We start from the raw sequence: 19,125 nt of genomic DNA, 5'->3' as shown, positions 1-19,125 counted from the left end.
TATCAATTCTCTCCCTTAGATCGTGGTAACCAGCACAGTACCGCTGTTCCATAACCTTCTTGCGATACCAGCTCTACAGTCCCACCATGTTTTTCTATTATTTGTTTTGCAATATTTAAGCCCAGACCAGTACCACGTTGCCCCACTTTAGTACGAGCATTATCTACTTGGTACATCGGTTCGAATAATTTTTTTAAATCTTCTTCGTTCACACCTTGCCCGCAATTTTGCACAATTATATACATGCCCTCTTGCTTAGTAAGAGCAGGTTTTACAAAATCAAAGCACCATGCAGGATATATTCCAGCATTTACAGAAGCCAAACCAATTGTGCTACCTATTTCACCATAGCGCCAAGCATTGCTCATTAAATTGTCTAACACACGCTGTAATTGCTTCGGATGGACGGCAAATATGCCATCTACCTCACATATAACGTCAAGCGTAAAGCCTTTATCCTTACAAAGTGTTTCATAATCTGACAGCGCCATTTCAAAAAACTCTGCCCCATCGACCTCAACAAGTTCTAAATCATAGCTTGTCGATTGTAATAATGTATACATGAGTAAATCCTCTAGCATATGCTTCATCGTTTCAGCCTTAGATAAAATGACCTCTTGATATTCGCCTTGCTGTTCTTCAGTCAATGCCTTGTTTTGCAAAGACTCAGCGTATGCCTGTATAGATGTAAGCGGTGTTTTCAAATCATGTGAAATACTCGCAATCATTAGTTCCTTTTGCTGTTGTTCATCTTTTAAATGAATACGTGCTAGCTCGATTTCATTTTGCATGGCAAGAAATGTGTTAGCAAGTTCACCAATTTCATCTTTTCTAAAGCTTAATGCAGTTTCCACATGTTCTCCTTTTGCAAAGGTACGCATTTGTTGCATTAGCTCCCGCAAAGGTCGATTTAATTTACGGTTAAGCAGCACAATAACAGCTGTATAGATTGCAAGAAAAAGTGAAATAGTGCTAGCTATTACAAGCCATGAGCGTCTTTCCACTCCTTGTACCCAGTCCGTTCTTACTAATTGAATTTCATAAATCCCTACTAAGTCACCTTTGTGATAAACAGGTTCTTTATACGTAAAGGCGTTGTATTTTTGCTGTAATTCGAATAAGTCCTTCAAAAAAGTATCTTTTGATATAAATCCTGAAGTCAATGGATTAGAGGAATAATTAACAAAACCAGATTTTGAGTATAGCGTAATGGCAAGTTGGTCATTAACAAGAGCTTTAACCTCCTGCAAATCTGCTTTTTTATCGTACAGCGTTGGATCATCGAGTACAGACTTTACTTGATTGAGTTCAGTCCACTTTTCGATGTATTCACCGACATTTTTATCGTGATAATAAGCATTAATCCACACGTATAAGCCGTATGCCCCGCCAATCGGCACAATCATGACGATGAAGAACATGATGAACAGCCACGTTTTAATTTTCATAACGGTTCACCAACAAAGCGGTAGCCCTTGCCCCATACCGTTTGAACAAAATGTGGCGTTTTAACTGGGTCTTTTAGCTTTTCTCGTAGCGCCTTAATATGTACAGTTACTGTATGTGTTTCATCTACACTTGCCTGCTGCCAAATATGCTGATATAGCTCTTCTTTAGAAAATGTTTGGCTTGGATTTTTCGCAAGCAGTTTTAAGAGTGCAAATTCCTTTTGTGTTAAGGCCAGCTCTGTATCATCAAGGCTCGCAGTTTCCTTTTGCCAGTCAATCATCAAGCCATATTCAAATGAAGTTACATCTTCCGTTACCTCTTTTTTGTTATAACGTTGCCAGCGACGTAAGTGGGAGGCAACACGCGCCTTTAACTCCTCTAAACTAAATGGTTTCGCTATATAATCATCAGCGCCTTGCAAGCCCTCGACCTTATCGGCCTCTTCCTTTCGGGCGCTCATCATGATAATTGGCACATCACTGTCCCAGCGAATATTTTGGCAAACGGTCAGACCATCCATCTCGGGTAGCATCCAGTCCACCAATACTAAGTCAAAGGTATCTGTTTTAAAATCAGCTAGCCCCTCAAGACCTGTTGTCGCCCAAGTGACCAAATAGCCCTCATGTTCCAACGTATCCTTCACAATACGGCCAATTGCGGTATCATCCTCAATCAGTAATAGCTTTTCACTCATCTGTTTTCCTCCTGTACTCACCTTACTATGTGAACATGGTTTTTTTCCGAACTTTACACTTTCTTTATAATTACCATAGATGGACTTTCTTGTATGAACAAGTGCAAATTCATTCTTCCACTATTTCTTTGATGGCTCTATCCGCCGCTTAACCATTTTCTCAAACAAAAAAAGAATGCACGCAAATTGTGCATTCCTTCATTATATATTAGAAAAACAAGCTTAATACAAAGTAAATCGAGGCAGCCATTACTGCTGAGATTGGCATTGTGATGACCCAAGTCGTCACAATTTTACGTGCCATGCCCCATTTAACACCTTTCACACGATGTGCAGTACCTACACCCATAATAGAAGAAGAAATTACATGTGTTGTTGATACAGGTAAATGGATTAACGTTGCCCCGAAGATAATTGAAGCAGATGCTAAGTCCGCCGCCACACCATTCACCGGACGAATTTTCATAATCTTGCCACCAACGGTTTTGATGATTTTGTAACCACCCACTGATGTACCAAGACCCATCGCAGTAGCCGCTGCAAAACGTACCCAAAACGGAATGTCATCACCTTGGTGCAAGCCACCTGCGATTAATGCTAGTGTAATAATCCCCATCGCTTTTTGCGCATCGTTCGTACCATGTGTAAAGGATTGCAAAGCCGCTGTCCCGATTTGCATTGTGCGGAAACCCTTATTTGTACGGTATAAATTCATATCTTTGAATAACACTTTAAACAGTGACATCATTAAGAAACCACCAGCAAACGCAAGTAATGGTGAGAAAATAAGCGCTTGCAAAATTTTTATGAAGCCTGTGTAATTTAATATACTAAAGCCTGCCGCCGCAATCGCTGCACCTGCCACTGAACCGATTAATGTATGAGAAGAACTTGATGGTATCCCAAAGTACCACGTTAATAAGTTCCATGTTATAGCGGACAGTAAAGCCGCCAAAATAACGACTGATCCTGTAATATCCCCGTCATAGGCATTTAAAGTAAACGGGTCGACAATGTCCTTCGTTAAAGCTTTTGCAACACCAACGAACGTAATCGCCCCAACGAAGTTCATAACAGCAGCCATATAGACAGCCGTACGTGGCTTTAGCGCACGTGTGGATACAGAGGTTGCAATGGCGTTGGCTGTATCATGGAAGCCGTTAATAAAGTCAAAAATAAGCGCAAAAATAACGACTAATATTGTTATCAGTAATATCGTATCCATTTAGTAACACTCCATCTTATGCATTACGCATAATTATTGTTTCAATTGTATTTGCTACTGTTTGGCAGCAGTCTGCAATATCTTCAAATTGTTCGTAAATATCTTTGAACACGATGATGCGCAATGGATCTTTTTCTTGGATAAATAATTGCTTCATAGAAGAACGGAAAATTTCATCACATTCACGCTCATAATCTTTAATTTGAATAGCGTGTTTACGCATTTCCACAAGTTTTTTACTGTTTAATAATTCCATTGCTTGTACCATTTCATCAGTACTTTTCGCAATATATGTTAAGAACTGACGCATTGGCTCTGTTACTTCAGTTAAGTTATACATATTAAAGTGAGCGATACAGCCTTCCATACCATCAATGACGTCATCCAATTTATTGGCTAACGCTAAAATATCTTCACGTTCAATCGGCGTCATAAATGATTTATTTAGCATAACGATGAGCTCATGGATTAGTTTATCTCCACTTGTTTCATATTGTTTCATCGTATCGGCAATTTCTTTTAAGGCATCTATATCTTGAATGCGTGCATTATGTGCAAAGTAGATTCCTTCATTCACATTTTTAGAGATTTTTAATAACGCTTGAAAAAATGGATCTTGCTTATTTGAGTTGAACATGAAGTTCCTCCTGTTAAATATAGATTGTCGATTTCTGCATCATCATAACAAAACCTTTACACAATTCTACAGAACTTTAAACATAAAAGAATTGAATTTACAAAAATGTAATATAAAAATTGCCACATTTACATTCCAAGTACTTTCTCCTTTTTAAAAAGTGTTAAATTCTCTAACAAAAACACTGTTTTTGCTTTAAATATCACCGTTTTTTCTTTTATTTTTATAAAAATACTTGAAATAATTTTTTTCTTATTATTTTGGGATTGCACGAAATGTTAAGGAATTGTAAACGTCTTTTTTTAGCGAAAACTGTCGAAGATCCATTGTTATTTTTTAAAAATCACAGTACGCTTAATAGAAAGATGATATTTTTCTATCATGAGGTAATTAACCTTTACCTAAAAAAAGGGATGTGCGTCGATACATATGGACATCAATTTACTGTCTCTTGGTACACTATTATTGTTTGGATTTATTGCGTCCTTTTTGAATGCAATTGTCGGTGGAGGTGGTCTTATTTCATTGCCCGCATTAATGGCAGTTGGTTTACCACCGAGCACGGCGATTGCCACAAACAAACTAGCGAATACAATTAGCAATGGTACAAGCATGCTTACCTTTTTACGAGCTGGCAAAGTTGATTTTAAAAAAATCGGAAAAGTTCTGCCGTTTATTTTTATCGGCTCTTTGATTGGTGCGTATACGGTACATCTTGTCTCACCAGCTATCTTAAAGCCACTCATGCTTGTTATGCTCGTCCTCGTAGCTACTTATACAGTTTTAAAAAAAGATTGGGGACATCATGCTGAGCAAAAGCTTTTGACTACATCGAAGAAAATCGCCTTTGTTGTGGCCTTTGCTGTAGTTGGCTTTTATGATGGCTTTTTTGGCCCAGGCACAGGCTCATTTTTCATCTTCCTCCTATTAATGATGGGAAATGATTTCTTGCAAGCTGCAGGAAATGCTAAAGCTTTTAATTTCACATCTAATTTAGCCGCTCTTGCCATGTTTTTAGCATTAGGTGAGGTCAATTTTATATATGGCTTACCAATGGGCTTCGTGATGATTTTTGGTGCTATTTTAGGGTCAAAATTTGCGTTAAAACGCGATACTAAAATAATGCGCATTATTTTCATCGTTATGACATGTACTTTAATCGTGAAGAATGCTTGGCATTATTTCGGTCCAAATTAATCATTATGTATGACAAATCGGTAGCGAGAAATGGATTCGCTACCGATTTATTTTTCCCGCATTAACGGTCAGTAATTTATCTGTGCCGAGAGCGAAGCGTCAGGTACAAGACGTCCAACTCAAGTTGAAAGATGACAACGAGTCAACTAGGTGGCGATCAACTGACCGTAAAAGCCCGATTGGTTCAACTAACAATCAGTGGGGGATGAAGAAAACCTCCACTGATTGAAGTTTCACTTTATCCCGCATTAACGGTCAGTAATTTATCTGTTCCGAGAGCGGAGCGTCAGGTACAAGACGCCCAACTCAAGTTGAAAGATGACAACGAGTCAACTAGGTGGCGATCAACTGACCGTAAAAGCCCGATTGGTTCGGGGCAACAGGATGTTTTATGTGCGAAAGCGAAGCGGCAGCGACAGATGTTTTATGTGCGAAAGCGAAGCGGCAGCGACAGGATGTTGGTCACACAAGCTTTTTCACAGGATGTGAAGGTTTTAGCTTGTGTTCCTCTATTTATTGTGGGGGATGAAGAAAACCTCCACTGATTGAAGTTTCACTTTTGACAGAATTTTCAATCAATTGACAATATTTATTAGCGTGCTATAATACTTTTGGGCTTCACCGCATTGAAGCGCAGAAGTAATTATTAGGAGGATTAACATGTTTCGAATTGAAGCAAAAAGTAACCCTCGATTTTCGGAGGCAGGCTTCATTATACTATTAATTATCGCTACTATGTCTATTAGCATTGGAATTCTTCAAGCAACACCTCATATTCCAATTGTCCTTGTGATTTCAATATTGATTGCTTATGGACTAATAAAAAAAGTTCCATTTCGAGAGCTCGAATCTGGGATGATAGCTGGTGCAAGTGCCGGACTAGGCGCTGTTTTTATTTTCTTCTTCATTGGCATATTAATTTCAAGTTGGATCATGAGCGGTACAATTCCAACGCTCATATACTACGGCTTTCTAACTGTTTCACCTAGTTTTTTCTTTGCCATTGTTTTTTTTATTTGTAGCATCGTCGGAATTTCCGTTGGTAGCTCGTTAACAACAGTCGCAACAGTGGGCGTTGCCTTTATGGGGATTGCAGGTGCAATGGATATTTCACTGGCGATAACAGCTGGAGCAATTGTTTCTGGTGCGTTTTTCGGTGATAAAATGTCTCCCCTTTCTGATACAACAAATTTAGCATCAGGTACGGTTGGTGTAGACCTTTTCGAGCATATTAAAAATATGGGCTGGACGACGATTCCTGCCTTCATTATTTCATTCGTACTGTACGCCATTTTATCGCCATCTGGTGCCGATACTTCCTTTGAAAGGGTTGATCACTTTAAAGAAGGATTGCTTTCGACAGGACTTATTCATTGGTATACATTATTGCCAATCGCAGTTCTTGTTATAATGACGTTTTATAAAGCGCCTGCGCTCATTACGCTTGCCGTCGTTTCGATTGTCGGTGTTGGACTTGCCTACATACAAGAACCACTTGCCCTTTCAAATGTCTTCCAAATACTTTTTGAAGGTTATGTAGCTGAAACAGGTAATACGGAAGTAGATGCATTGCTTACTCGTGGTGGTATGAACAGTATGTTATTTACGATTGCTTTAGTGTTACTCGCCTTAACAATGGGTGGTTTATTGTTTACACTCGGCATTATTCAAAGTATTTTAGGAAAAGTCGAAAGCTTATTTAAAAGTGCAGGCTCAGTCATTACAGGTGCTGCACTTACGGGAATAGGAGTCAATACATTAATTGGTGAACAGTACTTATCTATTTTACTTACTGGTGAGGCATTTAAAGCACAATTTGCGAAGGTTGGCCTTGCGCCAAAGAACCTCTCGCGGGTGATGGAGGATGCTGGTACCGTCGTCAATCCGCTTGTACCTTGGAGTGTGTGCGGGATTTTCATCGCCAGTGTGCTAGATATCCCAACAACAACCTACTTACCTTTCGCCTTCTTCTGTTTACTCGGACCGATCCTAACAGTGGCATTCGGCTGGAGTGGCAAAACATTAACAAAACTTGAAAAATAACAGTGGTAGCTGAAGAATACTTCAGCTCAGATTGAAGACAAAAGGTTTCGGGAATGCCCAGTATTCCCGAAACCTTTTGATTTTTTATGTAAGTGTCATTCAGATGGCGTATACGTTTGTAAAGTCGATGGCCCTTACGAGCACTACATACACTGTATGTGTTTCTCGCCATGTCCAATTAGCTAGCTTCTTCAAATTCATGGCAGCAAAAGTAAGCATCGCTTGCATGGACAATTTTTTGAGACCTCGTAAGGTTGTCCAACGCATACCATGTTTTTCTTTTGCATCGGCAAAGACCCGTTCAATCGATTCTTTTCGACGTGCATAGATTTGTCAAATCGTATAGATATGACAAAGATGTTCGGCTTCTTCTACACAATCTTCCAGATATGTCGCGACTTTGCGTACATTCCACAAGTAATGGACAATTGTTACAGATTTTTGGATCGGATTTGTATTGACGATAGCCCTCTTTCGTTGTCGTTGCATGTTGGTCAATTGTCAGCATTTCTAATTGATGACGTTCATTATTTAAAAACGCTATGAAAAACAACCTTTTATATAAAAAAGACCATCACAAATGATAACTTTTAAGGTAAGACCTAACGCTATATGTATAATTTGGTTTAACTTCCTCAGAATAAATAGTAAAATTAAACAAATCCAAATTAAAGGAGGACGCCTTAATGAAAAATTATAAGTTTCTAACTATTACCGCCCTATTCATTACCATATTATTAGCTGGTTGTAGTGATAGCACGAATGGGGAAAAAGCTGTTGAAAAAAATATAAAGGAAGTTACAGAAGAAAATACTGCTGAACAAATAAAACAAGAAATTCCCGAACCATACACAAAAGCAATCATAGCTATTAATAACAAAAATTGGGAATTAGCAAATACATATTTAGATTTAGTTTTATCCGATTATCCAGATAGTGAATATTTATTCCCAACTCAGATTCTAAAAGGTTCAATGCAAGTTAGCCAATTCCGAGGGGCTTTTGATTTATCGGATATTATTATTTCAGGAACAGACCCTAATAGTTCATTATATGATGCAGATGATAAAGCAACTATAAGTCGTCATATAGATTTAATTAACGACATTTTTGATAAATCTATAGTAGAACAAGAAGCAACATTTACAAATATAGTACAGAAATTTAAAGTTGATAAAGATTATAGCGAATATTATAAAGATATTATGCCATTTTCACTGGATGCTCATTATTCTAATCTTTCGTTTTTTGAAAACGTCGGTTACCCCATTCCTTCTGACTCTGACATAGAAGAATTTTTGAATACCAAATATAATATTAATGTTAGTCATATGGTAAATGAAATCACAGAAAAACCCGAACATACCAACTACAATTATCTGCTCTTATTCTACAATGTAGGTTTGCAATTAAATGATAACAACCCAAAATTAGCAAAAGACTTGTTTAACCTTATTTTAGATATAACAACCGATGACATTTACAATGAATATAGAATCTCGATTGAAAAGTTAACGAAAAATTCTAATAATTAGGTTGATCAAAAGGGGGAACTTACTCCAACACAAAACAATACGCAAGTGGAGATTATCAAGGATATGATGGAGTTTATATAATCGAAGAAAACGGAGAAGAACAATACTTCGATACAGTTAATGTAAAAACAGGATGGTATCATGGTTGTTCATTGAGTTAGGTTACTACTTTCGAAAAAAGGTGATGATTAATTAAAACAACACATTTTTTCAGTGTATAAAAATTATTCATGTATAGGCATGCGAGCCAAAAGTTCATGAAACACATTTTAATAAGAAAACCGGCGAAAGGCGTCCGCCGTAGCGGAAATCAACGGGTTCATATAGATCCTTCTATTTTAAAAGAAAAAATTCTGTAAACAAACTCAATTTTTTGAGTTTGTTTACAGTCTGTGGTAGCTGAAGAATACTTCAGCTACCTATTTTTTTGTCTATCCCGTATTTCCCTAGCGATTTCCATACATTTCTTTTTCAGGATTGTACTTTCAAACATTTCAAAAAATATCTTTTCAATATATCCCGCTAGTGTTTCGTTGGATTTGGATTTATCGAGCGCAGAAACAATACTTACAATTTCAGGTTCATATTCACCCTCAGGCGCATGATGGCGTAAACACATAGGATCCCAGCTATCGATGATTTCTTTCACAATGTTATATTTTTCATTGTACGTTTGTCCGTGACTATTTTTCTGCATTTGCGGCTCTCACCCTATATTCCAATTCGGAATCAAAATTTAACTTTTTCAGCATTTTCGTTATCTTATGCTCTTTGTTATGCTCAGACAAAGGAGATGAAGCAATTATGACAACCTCATGGAATGCCGATTTATATGATCAAAAACACGCTTTTGTTTCAAAATTCGGGGAAAGTTTAGTTGATTTACTTGCGCCACAACCAGATGAAATAATTTTAGATATTGGCTGTGGTACAGGGGATTTAGCACAGGAAATTGCTGCTCAAGGTGCCATTGTACAAGGCATTGATGCCTCACCGGAAATGATTTCGACAGCACAGCAAAAATATCCGACCATCACATTCGCCGTACAGGATGCTGCAACCATGCATTTTACGAATGAATTTGATGCCATCTTTTCAAATGCTGCCTTGCACTGGATGAAGCAACAAGATAGCGTGATTCAACGTATTTTCCAGGCCTTAAAACCAAATGGTCGCTTTGTTGCCGAAATGGGTGGACATGGTAATATCGCATCCATTGTAGGTGCACTACGACAAAGTATGCATGACTTAAGATTTCCGTATATAGAAGATTACTTTCCGTGGTATTTTCCAACAGCTGAGCAATATCAGTCAATGTTAGAAAACGCTGGCTTTACAGTCGATGGCATCACATTGTATGAACGTCCAACGCCGCTTCAAGGGGAAGATGGCTTACGTAATTGGCTAGTGATGTTTAGCAATAATATGCTACAACATTTATCTGATGATGAGAAAGAACGCGTCTATACTAAATGTGAGGAACTATTAAAGCCGAGCTATTATCATGATGGTCAATGGCTTGCTGATTATTGTCGATTACGTTTTGTAGCCTATAAACAATATTCGAAGCATTCAATCAGTCCTTCTAAATAACAACAATCTTTTAACTATTTGCGAGTAAGCCGCAAGCCTCCACGACGCTCAACATCGGCGGGGTCTTGCTTGGCATACTTTTTTCAGGCGTCTCGTAGATTCTTATACGGTATCAAAAAAGTGAGATTTCATTGCCGAAATGATCCGATTTCAGACAGTAACGCCTCGTCAATTTATGTACGTGGAAATAGTATGACCATCACGCCAACCAGGCAAATCCCTGCTCCAAGCCAATCCATTACATCTGGCTTTTTCCCATCAATGCCCCAGCCCCATAGAATGGAAAGCACGATAAAAACACCGCCATAGGCCGCATACACTCTCCCGAACGTTGGGAAAGACTGAAATGTAGCCACCACGCCATATAATGCTAAAGCGACACCTCCTAACACTCCCCAATAAAATGGCTTACCTTCTCTTAACCACAGCCAAATTAAATAGCCTCCTCCAATTTCTCCAATTCCAGCTACTATAAATAAGACGATTGCATAAATCATTTTTTTCACTCTTTCTATATAAATTTTGTGTATAACATGATAAGAAAATTGTAGCACTTTTTAAAACCGTTGTAGCTTGGGCATTGCAATAAAAATGGACACTTGCTAAAAAGCCCTTGGAATAAGATTTTAACACAAAAAAAATTCCGCGCATTTTCCGCGAGCAAGCCACAGAAGTATTGCGAAATTTTTTTGTATATATTTGGAGCTCTTACACCCCATTTGGGTAGCTCCATTCTACTAAACTACTCAACCTTTACTTGCCCCATCATGCCGTTATCCTCATGTTCTAGTAGATGACAATGGTACATATAAATGCCTTTATGATTAAATTTCACAGCTAATGTTATCGTTTCATCCGGTTCAATCGATACAGTATCCTTCCAGCCTTGTTCATTTTTAGGTGGTTCATTGCCATTGATAGAGACGATTTTAAATTGTGTCCCGTGTATGTGGAAAGGATGAGTCATGCCGCCCATCATATCAGGTTTATTATATATTTCCCAGATTTCTGTTTCTCCCTGTTTTTGCGTAAAATCAATTCTATTCATATCGAACTGTTTACCATTAATTGTTACCATAGCCCCCATGCCGAAAAGCTCTAATCTTTTCGTCACGGGTAGGCTTTTTTCCTCATTTGTGACAGTGAAATCATTCAAAATTTCAGGGATATTATTCCTACTTATTTGTTCGTTGTTCATTTTAAAAGGCAGTAAAATCGTTCCGTCTTCGTTTATTAAAGCCAAATCCGTTGATGTATCTGGTTTTGAAAAATCAACAAGAATCTCAGCACGTTCACCCGGAGTTAACGTTATTTCATTCATTGTTAAAGATGTATTTAAAAAACCGCCATCTGTAGCAATTTGTTGAAATGTCTCTCCTGTGTTCAATTTGAACGTGAAATTACGTGCATTAGATCCGTTTAACAAACGAAGTCGTACAAGTTCTTTACGAACTGTAAGCTTTGGATTGATTGTCCCATTCACTAATAAGGTGTTGCCAATTGTCCCATCTTCATTCCTAAAGAGTTGATAATTTAACTGCTTCTGATCATCAAATTGCCTGTCTTGGAAGACTAATGGAAAGTCATTTACACCATAATCATTTGGCAGACCAAGGTTGTTAGTTTTTTCATCTTCCACGTAAATTAATCCCGCTAAGCCTTTATAAACTTGCTCAGAAGTTTCGCCTTCTGGATGTGGGTGGAACCATAATGTAGATGCTTGTTGATTTACTGTGAACTCGACGTTTCTCGATTTACCAGGCTCTATTCGTTCGTGTGGTCCACCATCCCCTCCCCCAGGTAGCTCTAACCCATGCCAATGAAAGGTCGTAGTTTTACTCATCTCATTCATGGTCCTAAATTTCACTGTCTGACCCTGCTTTATCCGTATAACAGGTCCTAAAAATGAACCGTTGTATCCATAAGTTTCCGTTTTATATCCTTTGAAGATTTCAGTAGTTCCTTCTTGAGCTTTTATAGTGTAAACAAGGTCCTCTGCATTTTCAGGCTCCAACACTGATGGAATTGCAAGTTCATTCTCTCCTGTTGAATCCTTTAAGGCTAAAGGATTCGTATGACTCATATGCCCATTCTCCATACCACTTTTACTTTCGTCCATATCCATGCCTTTATGAGACATATTTGAATGATCGTTACGAGTTTCTGAATCTGACTTACTCGCACTACATCCCCCCATTAGTAAAGCCGTTACTATCAATACTGTCATGCATATTTTTAATTTCATTTTTTTCCTCCTCCATCTCATTGCAATTAAAATGTAACAAATAATTGTGGAGAAATTATGGATTTCCAATGAAACTATTTTTTCGAAAATTAAAGACCTGAAATTCCATTATAGAAAGGGCTTAGTCAAATAATAATATATGTCAAGCCATCGAAAAAGAGCAGTAAGCCAAGCGCGATCATTATATACCCGCCGAGTTTTGTCATTGTATGACTGTATTTTCGAATCCAAGCAACTTTCGTAACAAATTGTGATAGCAGGAAAAATGGAATTGCAAATCCTAAAACGTATGCAAGCATATAGAGCATTCCTACATTTGGATTTTGTGATGCCATCATAAACACTGCACCCGTGATGGGTCCTGTACATGGCGTCCAGCCTGTAGCAAATGCTAGTCCAATTAAGAAAGAACCAAAATAGCCTGTTGGTCGATTCTTAAACTAGATTATTTTGTCATTTATCAAGAATTTAGGTGAGAATACGCCAATAATCATCAAACAGAAAATGACTATTAATATAGCACCTAGTTGACGTAGCAAATCTTGATATTGAAAGAAGACCATCCCACAACTGAACTATAGCCTAAAAAAATAAAAATAATAGAAAATCCTAAAAGTAAAATATGGTATGTAGCATCCCTACTCTTTTTGATTTTTTTCACCTTGTAATTCATCCAAAGACATTCCTGTAATTTAGGATATAAAAGCTGGATATAAAGGCAATGTGCAGGGTGATGAAAAATTTAAAAACCCTGCTCCAAAGGCGAACAGTATATTCAAGTCTGAAAACATTAGTTTAGCGCCTCACGATATTGTTGTTAGTACAAACCCCAATAAGTAATCGTATCTGTAACCCCTATTATGACTAAAAGTATGCCCGCTATTGTTTGTATTCCTCTACCCATTTTCATGCTAGACTTCATAATTAAACGTTTTGTATCGAACATGTGAATGAGAGCAAGCATTACAATCAGCGGGACGGACGTTGCTATGCCGAAAACCCCTGGCAATATAAACCCAAAAGAAGTGGTCACCACTGTAGGCATTAGCCATACGAAAAACAGCACAAACATTGTTGGACAAAAAGCAATTGAAAAACTAGCGCCCATCAAAAATGAACCAACCTTGCCCTCTTTCAAAATCTGAGGGATGAATGATGGGATACGATGTAGAAATTTCAATCTTAGAATGCCCATTAGAACAAGACCAGTCAACAACATGATGGGTCCAATAGCTTGGCGAAGAAGAGGGAAATAGACTGTCATTTCCGTTTCGAAGGATTGTCCAAACAACCAAGCGAATAAGCCTATTATGCTAAAGACTACGACTTTTCCAATGATAAAAAATACGATATCCCCGCCATTACTTTTCATTTGTATCGTTCGATTGCCATAGAAGGTGATGGCACTCATATTGCCCGTTAACTGACAAGGTGCTAATGCGCCAATTAGTCCAAGGAGGACGGCAATGATGAATGGCGAATGTTTATAAGACGTTAAAAACAACGTAATCGGCCCACTTACTAATTGACTAATTTCCGACATGAAACTATACATTGTGTATCACCCTTTTTAATCTAGTAACTCTCCGTCTGATGCAAGCATATCCCATGATAGTCCTTCATCCCTCGTCACATAGATATCTATATTATTTGTCATGATAACTAGTTCTTTGTCGTTATCTGGATTTACCGCTATATAGATAATTGGCTGTACCTTTTGATCTTGTGGAAGTGGAATCTCACGCTCACTTTTATTTCCAAATAAAAACGAAGTCAAATAAATATTATTATTATCTATATTTGAATAGTAGCCTCCACTGTCATTCAATGTGACAGACGTCACCATTTTTGCATCATTTATTAATGTAAAGTTTTCACCATAATTGTCTGAAATGAATAGCCCATCCTGACTACCAATACCTAATAGTTGCTCTTTTTCTGGATGAGCGGCTAGATTAGATATCGTATTCGAATTATAGCCCGTCATCGCTACTTTCCTCCATGTTTTGCCTTCATCAGCCGAATAGTGTAATCCTATTTCCATATTATCAGTAGCGGTCTCATTGTAGACATAAATCATATTGGAGTCATAACCAGCTGCGAGATAATGAAAATCGATTTCCCCATAAAAAGCCAGCTGTTCAAAACTGGCCCCCTGATTCGTACTTTTAATCAAGCCAAACGGATTTTTCAAATCGGACCCCTCCCTCTGGATGACCACTAGAAAAGAAACCTTCTCGCGTAGCTTGAAAACCCATATAATCATGTTTCTGTCCATTCGCTTCCTGCCATCCGTCCTTACCGTATTTATATAATCCGTCATGTGTAGCAAAGGCTATGTCATTTCCTCCATTTATATATCCCATTCCATGAATATGTTCTACTTTGGTATTTTTCACTTCTCCAAACGTAAATGCTTCATCCCCTGCTTTTGCATTACAAGCGGACAATACTAAATTAGCTATGAATAAGCTCAACAATATTTTCCCTTTTTTCATCAACAAAATCCCCCTATCTAATTTCTTTTCAAGGCCTGACATTGACCTAGTATAAGAGGTAAATATGAAGTAATTATGCAGAAATTAACTATTCGTAATTATAAAATGAAGGGATAGCAGTTTTTTTGACCGAATTATGTCTGAACATAAAATTACACCTTAGAAAAAGCATCCAGAAAAGAACTGCGTATTGTCACCCTGGATTCTTTAAGGTGCTTTGTTCTCCAAGTTTGTGGGCATATCCTTAAACACTGAACCTTGGTATATGGCATGGCATACTGCTAGAAATGCTTCAATATCTGCTGTCAAATACTTCGTTAAAAAATAGGTATTGGAAACAATATGTGAAAACTCCTTCACTGAGTAGCTTTGCAGCAACTGTTGATGAAATTCCGCTTCTACCACGCTCTTCGGTAAAAAGGCTATGCCCAAACCTTGCTTCACAAAATTTTTAATCACCTCCGTTTGGTTGAGATGCATGCTTTTATAGTTTGGCAATTGCTGAAGTACTTGCTGTACCTCCTGCCAATAAGGCGCGTATTCATGTATTAATATTGTTTCTTGCTGTAGTAGCGTCAGAGCATCTGTGACCTTTTTAGTTACCGGTACTATTAGCTGAAGAGGCTCCTGCGCAAGAATTTCAGTTTGAAGGTCTCGTGTAGACGTTAGTTTGGATAAACCTATATCAACGTCCCCTGCATATACTGCTTCCCCGATTTCATTGGACTTTAATAGTTCGATCGCCAGCTGAATGGTTGGTTTCTGTTGTTGAAATAGCTCAATAATCGCGGGCAGTGTTGAATTTGCAATCTGTGGGGCGACCCCAATCGTTAATTGTGATGTATAACCATTGATAAAGGATAATGTACTATTTAGCCCCTCATCAAAAGCGGCGACAATGGTTTCAGCCTGCTCTAAAAAATGGGCTCCTACACTATTTAACTTTACCTGCTTGCCATTACGGTCAAATAATTGTGTTTGCAATACTTTCTCCAGATGCTGGATATGCTTCGTTACCGTTGATTGCATGACAAAACATTTTTCTGCTGTCTCCCGAAAATTCTCTGTTTTCGCTGCCACAATGAAAGTCCGTAGCCACTCTGTTTCCATAAGCATGCCTCTTTTGTTTTTCCCTCATTATAACGAAATTTCTGAGCGGCTTGAAACCTTTTCTAAATTCTTGCGTATAAATAGCTATCTAATGACTAAAGGAGGCATTCTAATGTCTATATTCAACAAAGCACTTGCAAGTATTGGTATTGGCGCAGCAACGGTTGATACGAAATTAGAAAGGGCTACATACAGAGCGGGTGAAGTGATGCACGGGGAGATCATTGTACGCGGTGGAAATGTCGAACAGCAAGTCGATGCCATCTATGTATCAGTTCATACGACTTATATACGAGAATCCAATGATAAAAAGTATACAGATGTAGCGGTTATTCAAAAGGTAAAAGCTACAGAGCCATTTTCAATAGCTGCTGGCGAACATAAAGTGTTTCCTATTTCATTGACACTACCGATTGATACACCTATTACAGTTGGTAAAACACAAGTATGGATTCAGACAGGGCTCGATATAAAAAATGCTATAGACCCGAACGACAAAGATACTATTCGTGTTCAACCGACAAAGCTTGCTGAAAGTGTACTCGATGCAGTAAGCGGACTTGGTTTCCGTTTACGTGAAGCTGAATGTGAACAGGCTTCGACTCGCTTCCACGGAAACTATCCATTCGTACAGGAATTTGAATTTGTACCGACCGGTAGTTATCGACGCCATCTTGATGAGCTAGAGCTCGTCTTTCTTTCACAATCTGATTATTCGGTTGACATTTTATTGCAAATTGACCGAAAAGCTAAAGGTCTAGGTAGTTTATTTGCTGAAGCCTTGGATATGGATGAAAGCTACGTAAGAACGACGATCACTAGACAGGACTTACCGACGATCCAAGCAAAACTACAGCAGATCATCGCTAAACATTCATAGTATACTGTCGCGTTACTCAATATCGACGCTCAGTGCTGAAATACTCGCGATTTTATCTGATTTACACGCGGTAGCTATACAAATACCCGCGGTAAGAACCGAAATACCCGCGTTCTCCTCTCCGTCTTCATTATAAAAAAAAACGCAGTATGAAAATCGAAATTTTTCATACCGCGTCTTTTTTATGCTGTTACATCACGTTTCATAAATGACAAGTAACTAATTGCAAGGAAAATCACAGCGTAGATAGCGAGGATTGTAAGCGAGAATGGCATCGTGATACCTTCAATCATTAAACCACCCGTTTCATACTGCGTTAAATTTGAATGTGTTAGCCAAACGTATTTCACAATTTCATATTTACTTAAGAACATGACAATCATTGTACCTGTAAATGATAAAAACATAGTTAAGCCGATTGCTAATGAGCTTGAACGGAAGACAGAGCCAACTAAGAAGGCAAATAAGGTAGACATGACAAAGTCACCAGCAGACAATAAATAATGATAAGCTAAATCGCCCCATACTGCCTTTTCAACAATTTGACCATTCACCATTTCTAACTCTGTACCCGTTGCCATACCAAATAGCACGAAGCCTACAATTGCACTGACAATCACATTCACTACGAATAAAAATAGTCCAAATAGGAAAGTGGTTACTAATTTAGAAGTTAATATCTTCGCACGAGACATCGGGCGTGTTAACAACATTTTAATCGTACCTGTTGAGAACTCACTCGATACAATACTTGCTGCCGTAATAACTGTAAATAATGTCACTAAAGTTAGCATGTTGCTAGTAAAGGACATAAAATTTTCGAGGCTTTCTGCTGTTTGCTGTGGTACATCATTTGCTAAACGATATTCAGAAAGGGCAATTTGCTCTTCGAAATATTTTTTATCTTCTACTGTAAGTTCATCAATTGTTAGTGATTCTTTATAATTTGTAATCGTTTGTTGTTCATTTTCTTGCCATGACAAGTCTTCTGCAGTTTTGGATTCATAATACTTCATCATAATACCAGGACCAATAATCACAAGAATTACTAGCGCAACCATTGCCCAAGTTCCTTTTTTATGCCATAATTTCATCCATTCATTTTGAATTAGCTTCAACAATTTGCCCACCTCCTGTCATTTCCAAGAATTGATCTTCTAATGTTTTTTGATGTGGTTGTATAGCAAATAGCTGAATGCCTTCATTTACGAACTGTGTGATAAGGTTAGGAATTTCCTCTTTCTTTATTTCCACTACGACACCTTTATTTTCAACCGTAAAGCTGTGGTCCAATTTTTGTAAATGTGCAGCAACCTGTTCACTCGGCGTTGCCTCAATATAATAAAATGAAGTCGTTTCATTTTTCATTTCACGAATGTCGATTAATTGACCATTCTGAATAACGGCTACACGATCACACATGAGCTCGATTTCTGAAAGCAAATGGCTCGAAACAAAAACAGAAACGCCATCTTCTTCTGCAATTTTACGTAAATACATACGAAACTCTCGAATCCCTGCAGGATCCAGCCCATTTGTCGGCTCATCTAATATTAAAAATTTTGGTCGGTGTAAGAGTGCCTGCGCTAAGCCCAGACGTTGACGCATCCCAAGTGAATACGTCGATACTTTTTCATGAATACGATTTTCTAATCCTACTTGTGTCACGACTTCGTCAATACGTTCTTTTGATACGTTTTTATGCATCCGTGCAAAATGCAGTAGGTTTTTATAACCCGTCATATATTTATACATTTCGGGATTTTCTACAATGACACCAACTTTACTAATCGCTGCCTCATAATGCTCTTGTAAAGATTGCCCGTCAATGATGACTTTTCCTTCTGTTGGATGCATGAGCCCTGTCATCATCCGAATTGTTGTCGTTTTCCCTGCTCCGTTTGGACCTAAAAATCCGGTAATTTGTCCGGGATATAAATCGATATTCAAATTGTGAATCAATTGCTTACCATTGATAGTTTTTGATAAGTTTTGTAGTTGGACAATTGGTTGTTGCAT

18 protein-coding genes and 2 pseudogenes are annotated in these 19,125 nt (G+C 38.0%); 5 read left to right on the top strand and 15 right to left on the bottom strand.

Annotated elements, in window-relative coordinates; genetic code table 11:
• Nucleotides 1-2 precede the first annotated feature (2 nt).
• The 4 genes from ACQKII_RS03570 to ACQKII_RS03555 form a co-directional block, all read right to left on the bottom strand.
• Nucleotides 3-1,448, bottom strand: coding sequence for a sensor histidine kinase (locus tag ACQKII_RS03570; protein WP_427456392.1), 1,446 nt, complete (start codon nucleotides 1,446-1,448; stop codon nucleotides 3-5).
• Nucleotides 1,445-2,143 carry a response regulator transcription factor gene (locus ACQKII_RS03565; protein ID WP_427456390.1) on the bottom strand — a complete coding sequence of 233 codons (699 nt, stop codon included), beginning with the start codon at nucleotides 2,141-2,143 and terminating at the stop codon, nucleotides 1,445-1,447. The genes ACQKII_RS03570 and ACQKII_RS03565 overlap by 4 nt, the downstream gene beginning before the upstream one ends.
• Nucleotides 2,144-2,351: 208 nt before the next feature.
• Nucleotides 2,352-3,368 carry an inorganic phosphate transporter gene (locus tag ACQKII_RS03560; protein WP_143998542.1) on the bottom strand — a complete coding sequence of 339 codons (1,017 nt, stop codon included), beginning with the start codon at nucleotides 3,366-3,368 and terminating at the stop codon, nucleotides 2,352-2,354.
• Nucleotides 3,369-3,384: 16 nt separating this feature from the next.
• Entirely contained in the window at nucleotides 3,385-4,005 is a 621-nt protein-coding gene (locus ACQKII_RS03555) for a DUF47 domain-containing protein (protein WP_427456388.1), read from the bottom strand.
• A 429-nt stretch (nucleotides 4,006-4,434) separates the two neighbouring features.
• Between ACQKII_RS03555 and ACQKII_RS03550 the strand changes: the two genes are divergently transcribed.
• On the top strand, nucleotides 4,435-5,202 hold the full coding sequence (locus ACQKII_RS03550; RefSeq protein WP_427456386.1) for a sulfite exporter TauE/SafE family protein: 768 nt from the start codon (nucleotides 4,435-4,437) through the stop codon (nucleotides 5,200-5,202).
• A gap of 660 nt (nucleotides 5,203-5,862) precedes the next feature.
• A complete protein-coding gene (gene nhaC, locus ACQKII_RS03545) occupies nucleotides 5,863-7,245 on the top strand; it encodes a Na+/H+ antiporter NhaC (protein WP_427456384.1) in 1,383 nt (460 codons plus the stop codon).
• A 99-nt stretch (nucleotides 7,246-7,344) separates the two neighbouring features.
• On the opposite strand, the pseudogene ACQKII_RS03540 reads toward nhaC, so the two are convergent.
• Nucleotides 7,345-7,738, bottom strand: a pseudogene (locus ACQKII_RS03540) (transposase); the annotation flags it as partial.
• A 193-nt stretch (nucleotides 7,739-7,931) separates the two neighbouring features.
• Between ACQKII_RS03540 and ACQKII_RS03535 the strand changes: the two are divergent.
• Nucleotides 7,932-8,780 carry a hypothetical protein gene (locus ACQKII_RS03535; protein WP_427456382.1) on the top strand — a complete coding sequence of 283 codons (849 nt, stop codon included), beginning with the start codon at nucleotides 7,932-7,934 and terminating at the stop codon, nucleotides 8,778-8,780.
• Between the two features lie 415 nt (nucleotides 8,781-9,195).
• Here ACQKII_RS03535 and ACQKII_RS03530 read toward each other — a convergent pair whose 3' ends face one another.
• Nucleotides 9,196-9,477, bottom strand: a complete 282-nt coding sequence (locus ACQKII_RS03530) for a DUF1871 family protein (protein WP_427456380.1) — start codon at nucleotides 9,475-9,477, stop codon at nucleotides 9,196-9,198.
• Nucleotides 9,478-9,584: 107 nt separating this feature from the next.
• Here ACQKII_RS03530 and ACQKII_RS03525 point away from each other — a divergent pair, with 107 nt between their 5' ends.
• Nucleotides 9,585-10,373 carry a class I SAM-dependent methyltransferase gene (locus ACQKII_RS03525; RefSeq protein WP_427456378.1) on the top strand — a complete coding sequence of 263 codons (789 nt, stop codon included), beginning with the start codon at nucleotides 9,585-9,587 and terminating at the stop codon, nucleotides 10,371-10,373.
• Between the two features lie 173 nt (nucleotides 10,374-10,546).
• Here the strand turns inward: ACQKII_RS03525 and ACQKII_RS03520 are convergent, their stop codons facing one another.
• The 7 genes and pseudogenes from ACQKII_RS03520 to ACQKII_RS03490 form a co-directional block, all read right to left on the bottom strand.
• Complete coding sequence (locus ACQKII_RS03520) at nucleotides 10,547-10,870, bottom strand: YnfA family protein (protein WP_427456376.1); 324 nt, start codon at nucleotides 10,868-10,870, stop codon at nucleotides 10,547-10,549.
• Nucleotides 10,871-11,115: 245 nt separating this feature from the next.
• Nucleotides 11,116-12,618: a multicopper oxidase family protein gene (locus ACQKII_RS03515; RefSeq protein WP_427456374.1), complete on the bottom strand. Its 1,503-nt coding sequence runs from the start codon at nucleotides 12,616-12,618 to the stop codon at nucleotides 11,116-11,118.
• A gap of 125 nt (nucleotides 12,619-12,743) precedes the next feature.
• A pseudogene (locus tag ACQKII_RS03510) lies at nucleotides 12,744-13,409 on the bottom strand (cytochrome c biogenesis CcdA family protein).
• Nucleotides 13,410-13,435: 26 nt separating this feature from the next.
• Nucleotides 13,436-14,173: a sulfite exporter TauE/SafE family protein gene (locus ACQKII_RS03505; protein ID WP_427456372.1), complete on the bottom strand. Its 738-nt coding sequence runs from the start codon at nucleotides 14,171-14,173 to the stop codon at nucleotides 13,436-13,438.
• Nucleotides 14,174-14,188: 15 nt separating this feature from the next.
• Nucleotides 14,189-14,812, bottom strand: a complete 624-nt coding sequence (locus ACQKII_RS03500) for a hypothetical protein (protein WP_427456370.1) — start codon at nucleotides 14,810-14,812, stop codon at nucleotides 14,189-14,191.
• Entirely contained in the window at nucleotides 14,787-15,116 is a 330-nt protein-coding gene (locus ACQKII_RS03495) for a hypothetical protein (RefSeq protein WP_427456368.1), read from the bottom strand. The genes ACQKII_RS03500 and ACQKII_RS03495 overlap by 26 nt, the downstream gene beginning before the upstream one ends.
• A 207-nt stretch (nucleotides 15,117-15,323) precedes the next feature.
• Nucleotides 15,324-16,226, bottom strand: coding sequence for a LysR family transcriptional regulator (locus tag ACQKII_RS03490; protein WP_427456366.1), 903 nt, complete (start codon nucleotides 16,224-16,226; stop codon nucleotides 15,324-15,326).
• Between the two features lie 112 nt (nucleotides 16,227-16,338).
• On the opposite strand from ACQKII_RS03490, the gene ACQKII_RS03485 reads away from it, so the two are divergent.
• On the top strand, nucleotides 16,339-17,106 hold the full coding sequence (locus ACQKII_RS03485; RefSeq protein ID WP_427456364.1) for a sporulation protein: 768 nt from the start codon (nucleotides 16,339-16,341) through the stop codon (nucleotides 17,104-17,106).
• 182 nt (nucleotides 17,107-17,288) lie between these two features.
• Here the strand turns inward: ACQKII_RS03485 and ACQKII_RS03480 are convergent, their stop codons facing one another.
• On the bottom strand, nucleotides 17,289-18,236 hold the full coding sequence (locus ACQKII_RS03480) for an ABC transporter permease (protein WP_427456362.1): 948 nt from the start codon (nucleotides 18,234-18,236) through the stop codon (nucleotides 17,289-17,291).
• A complete protein-coding gene (locus ACQKII_RS03475) occupies nucleotides 18,205-19,125 on the bottom strand; it encodes an ABC transporter ATP-binding protein (protein ID WP_427456753.1) in 921 nt (306 codons plus the stop codon). Before ACQKII_RS03475 ends, ACQKII_RS03480 begins: the two co-directional genes overlap by 32 nt.

Source organism: Lysinibacillus sp. NPDC048646, assembly GCF_050272295.1.
Classification (GTDB): Bacteria; Bacillota; Bacilli; order Bacillales_A; family Planococcaceae; genus Lysinibacillus.
Note: the sequence above shows the minus strand (reverse complement) of the source record. Positions and strands in the feature narration are given on the sequence as shown.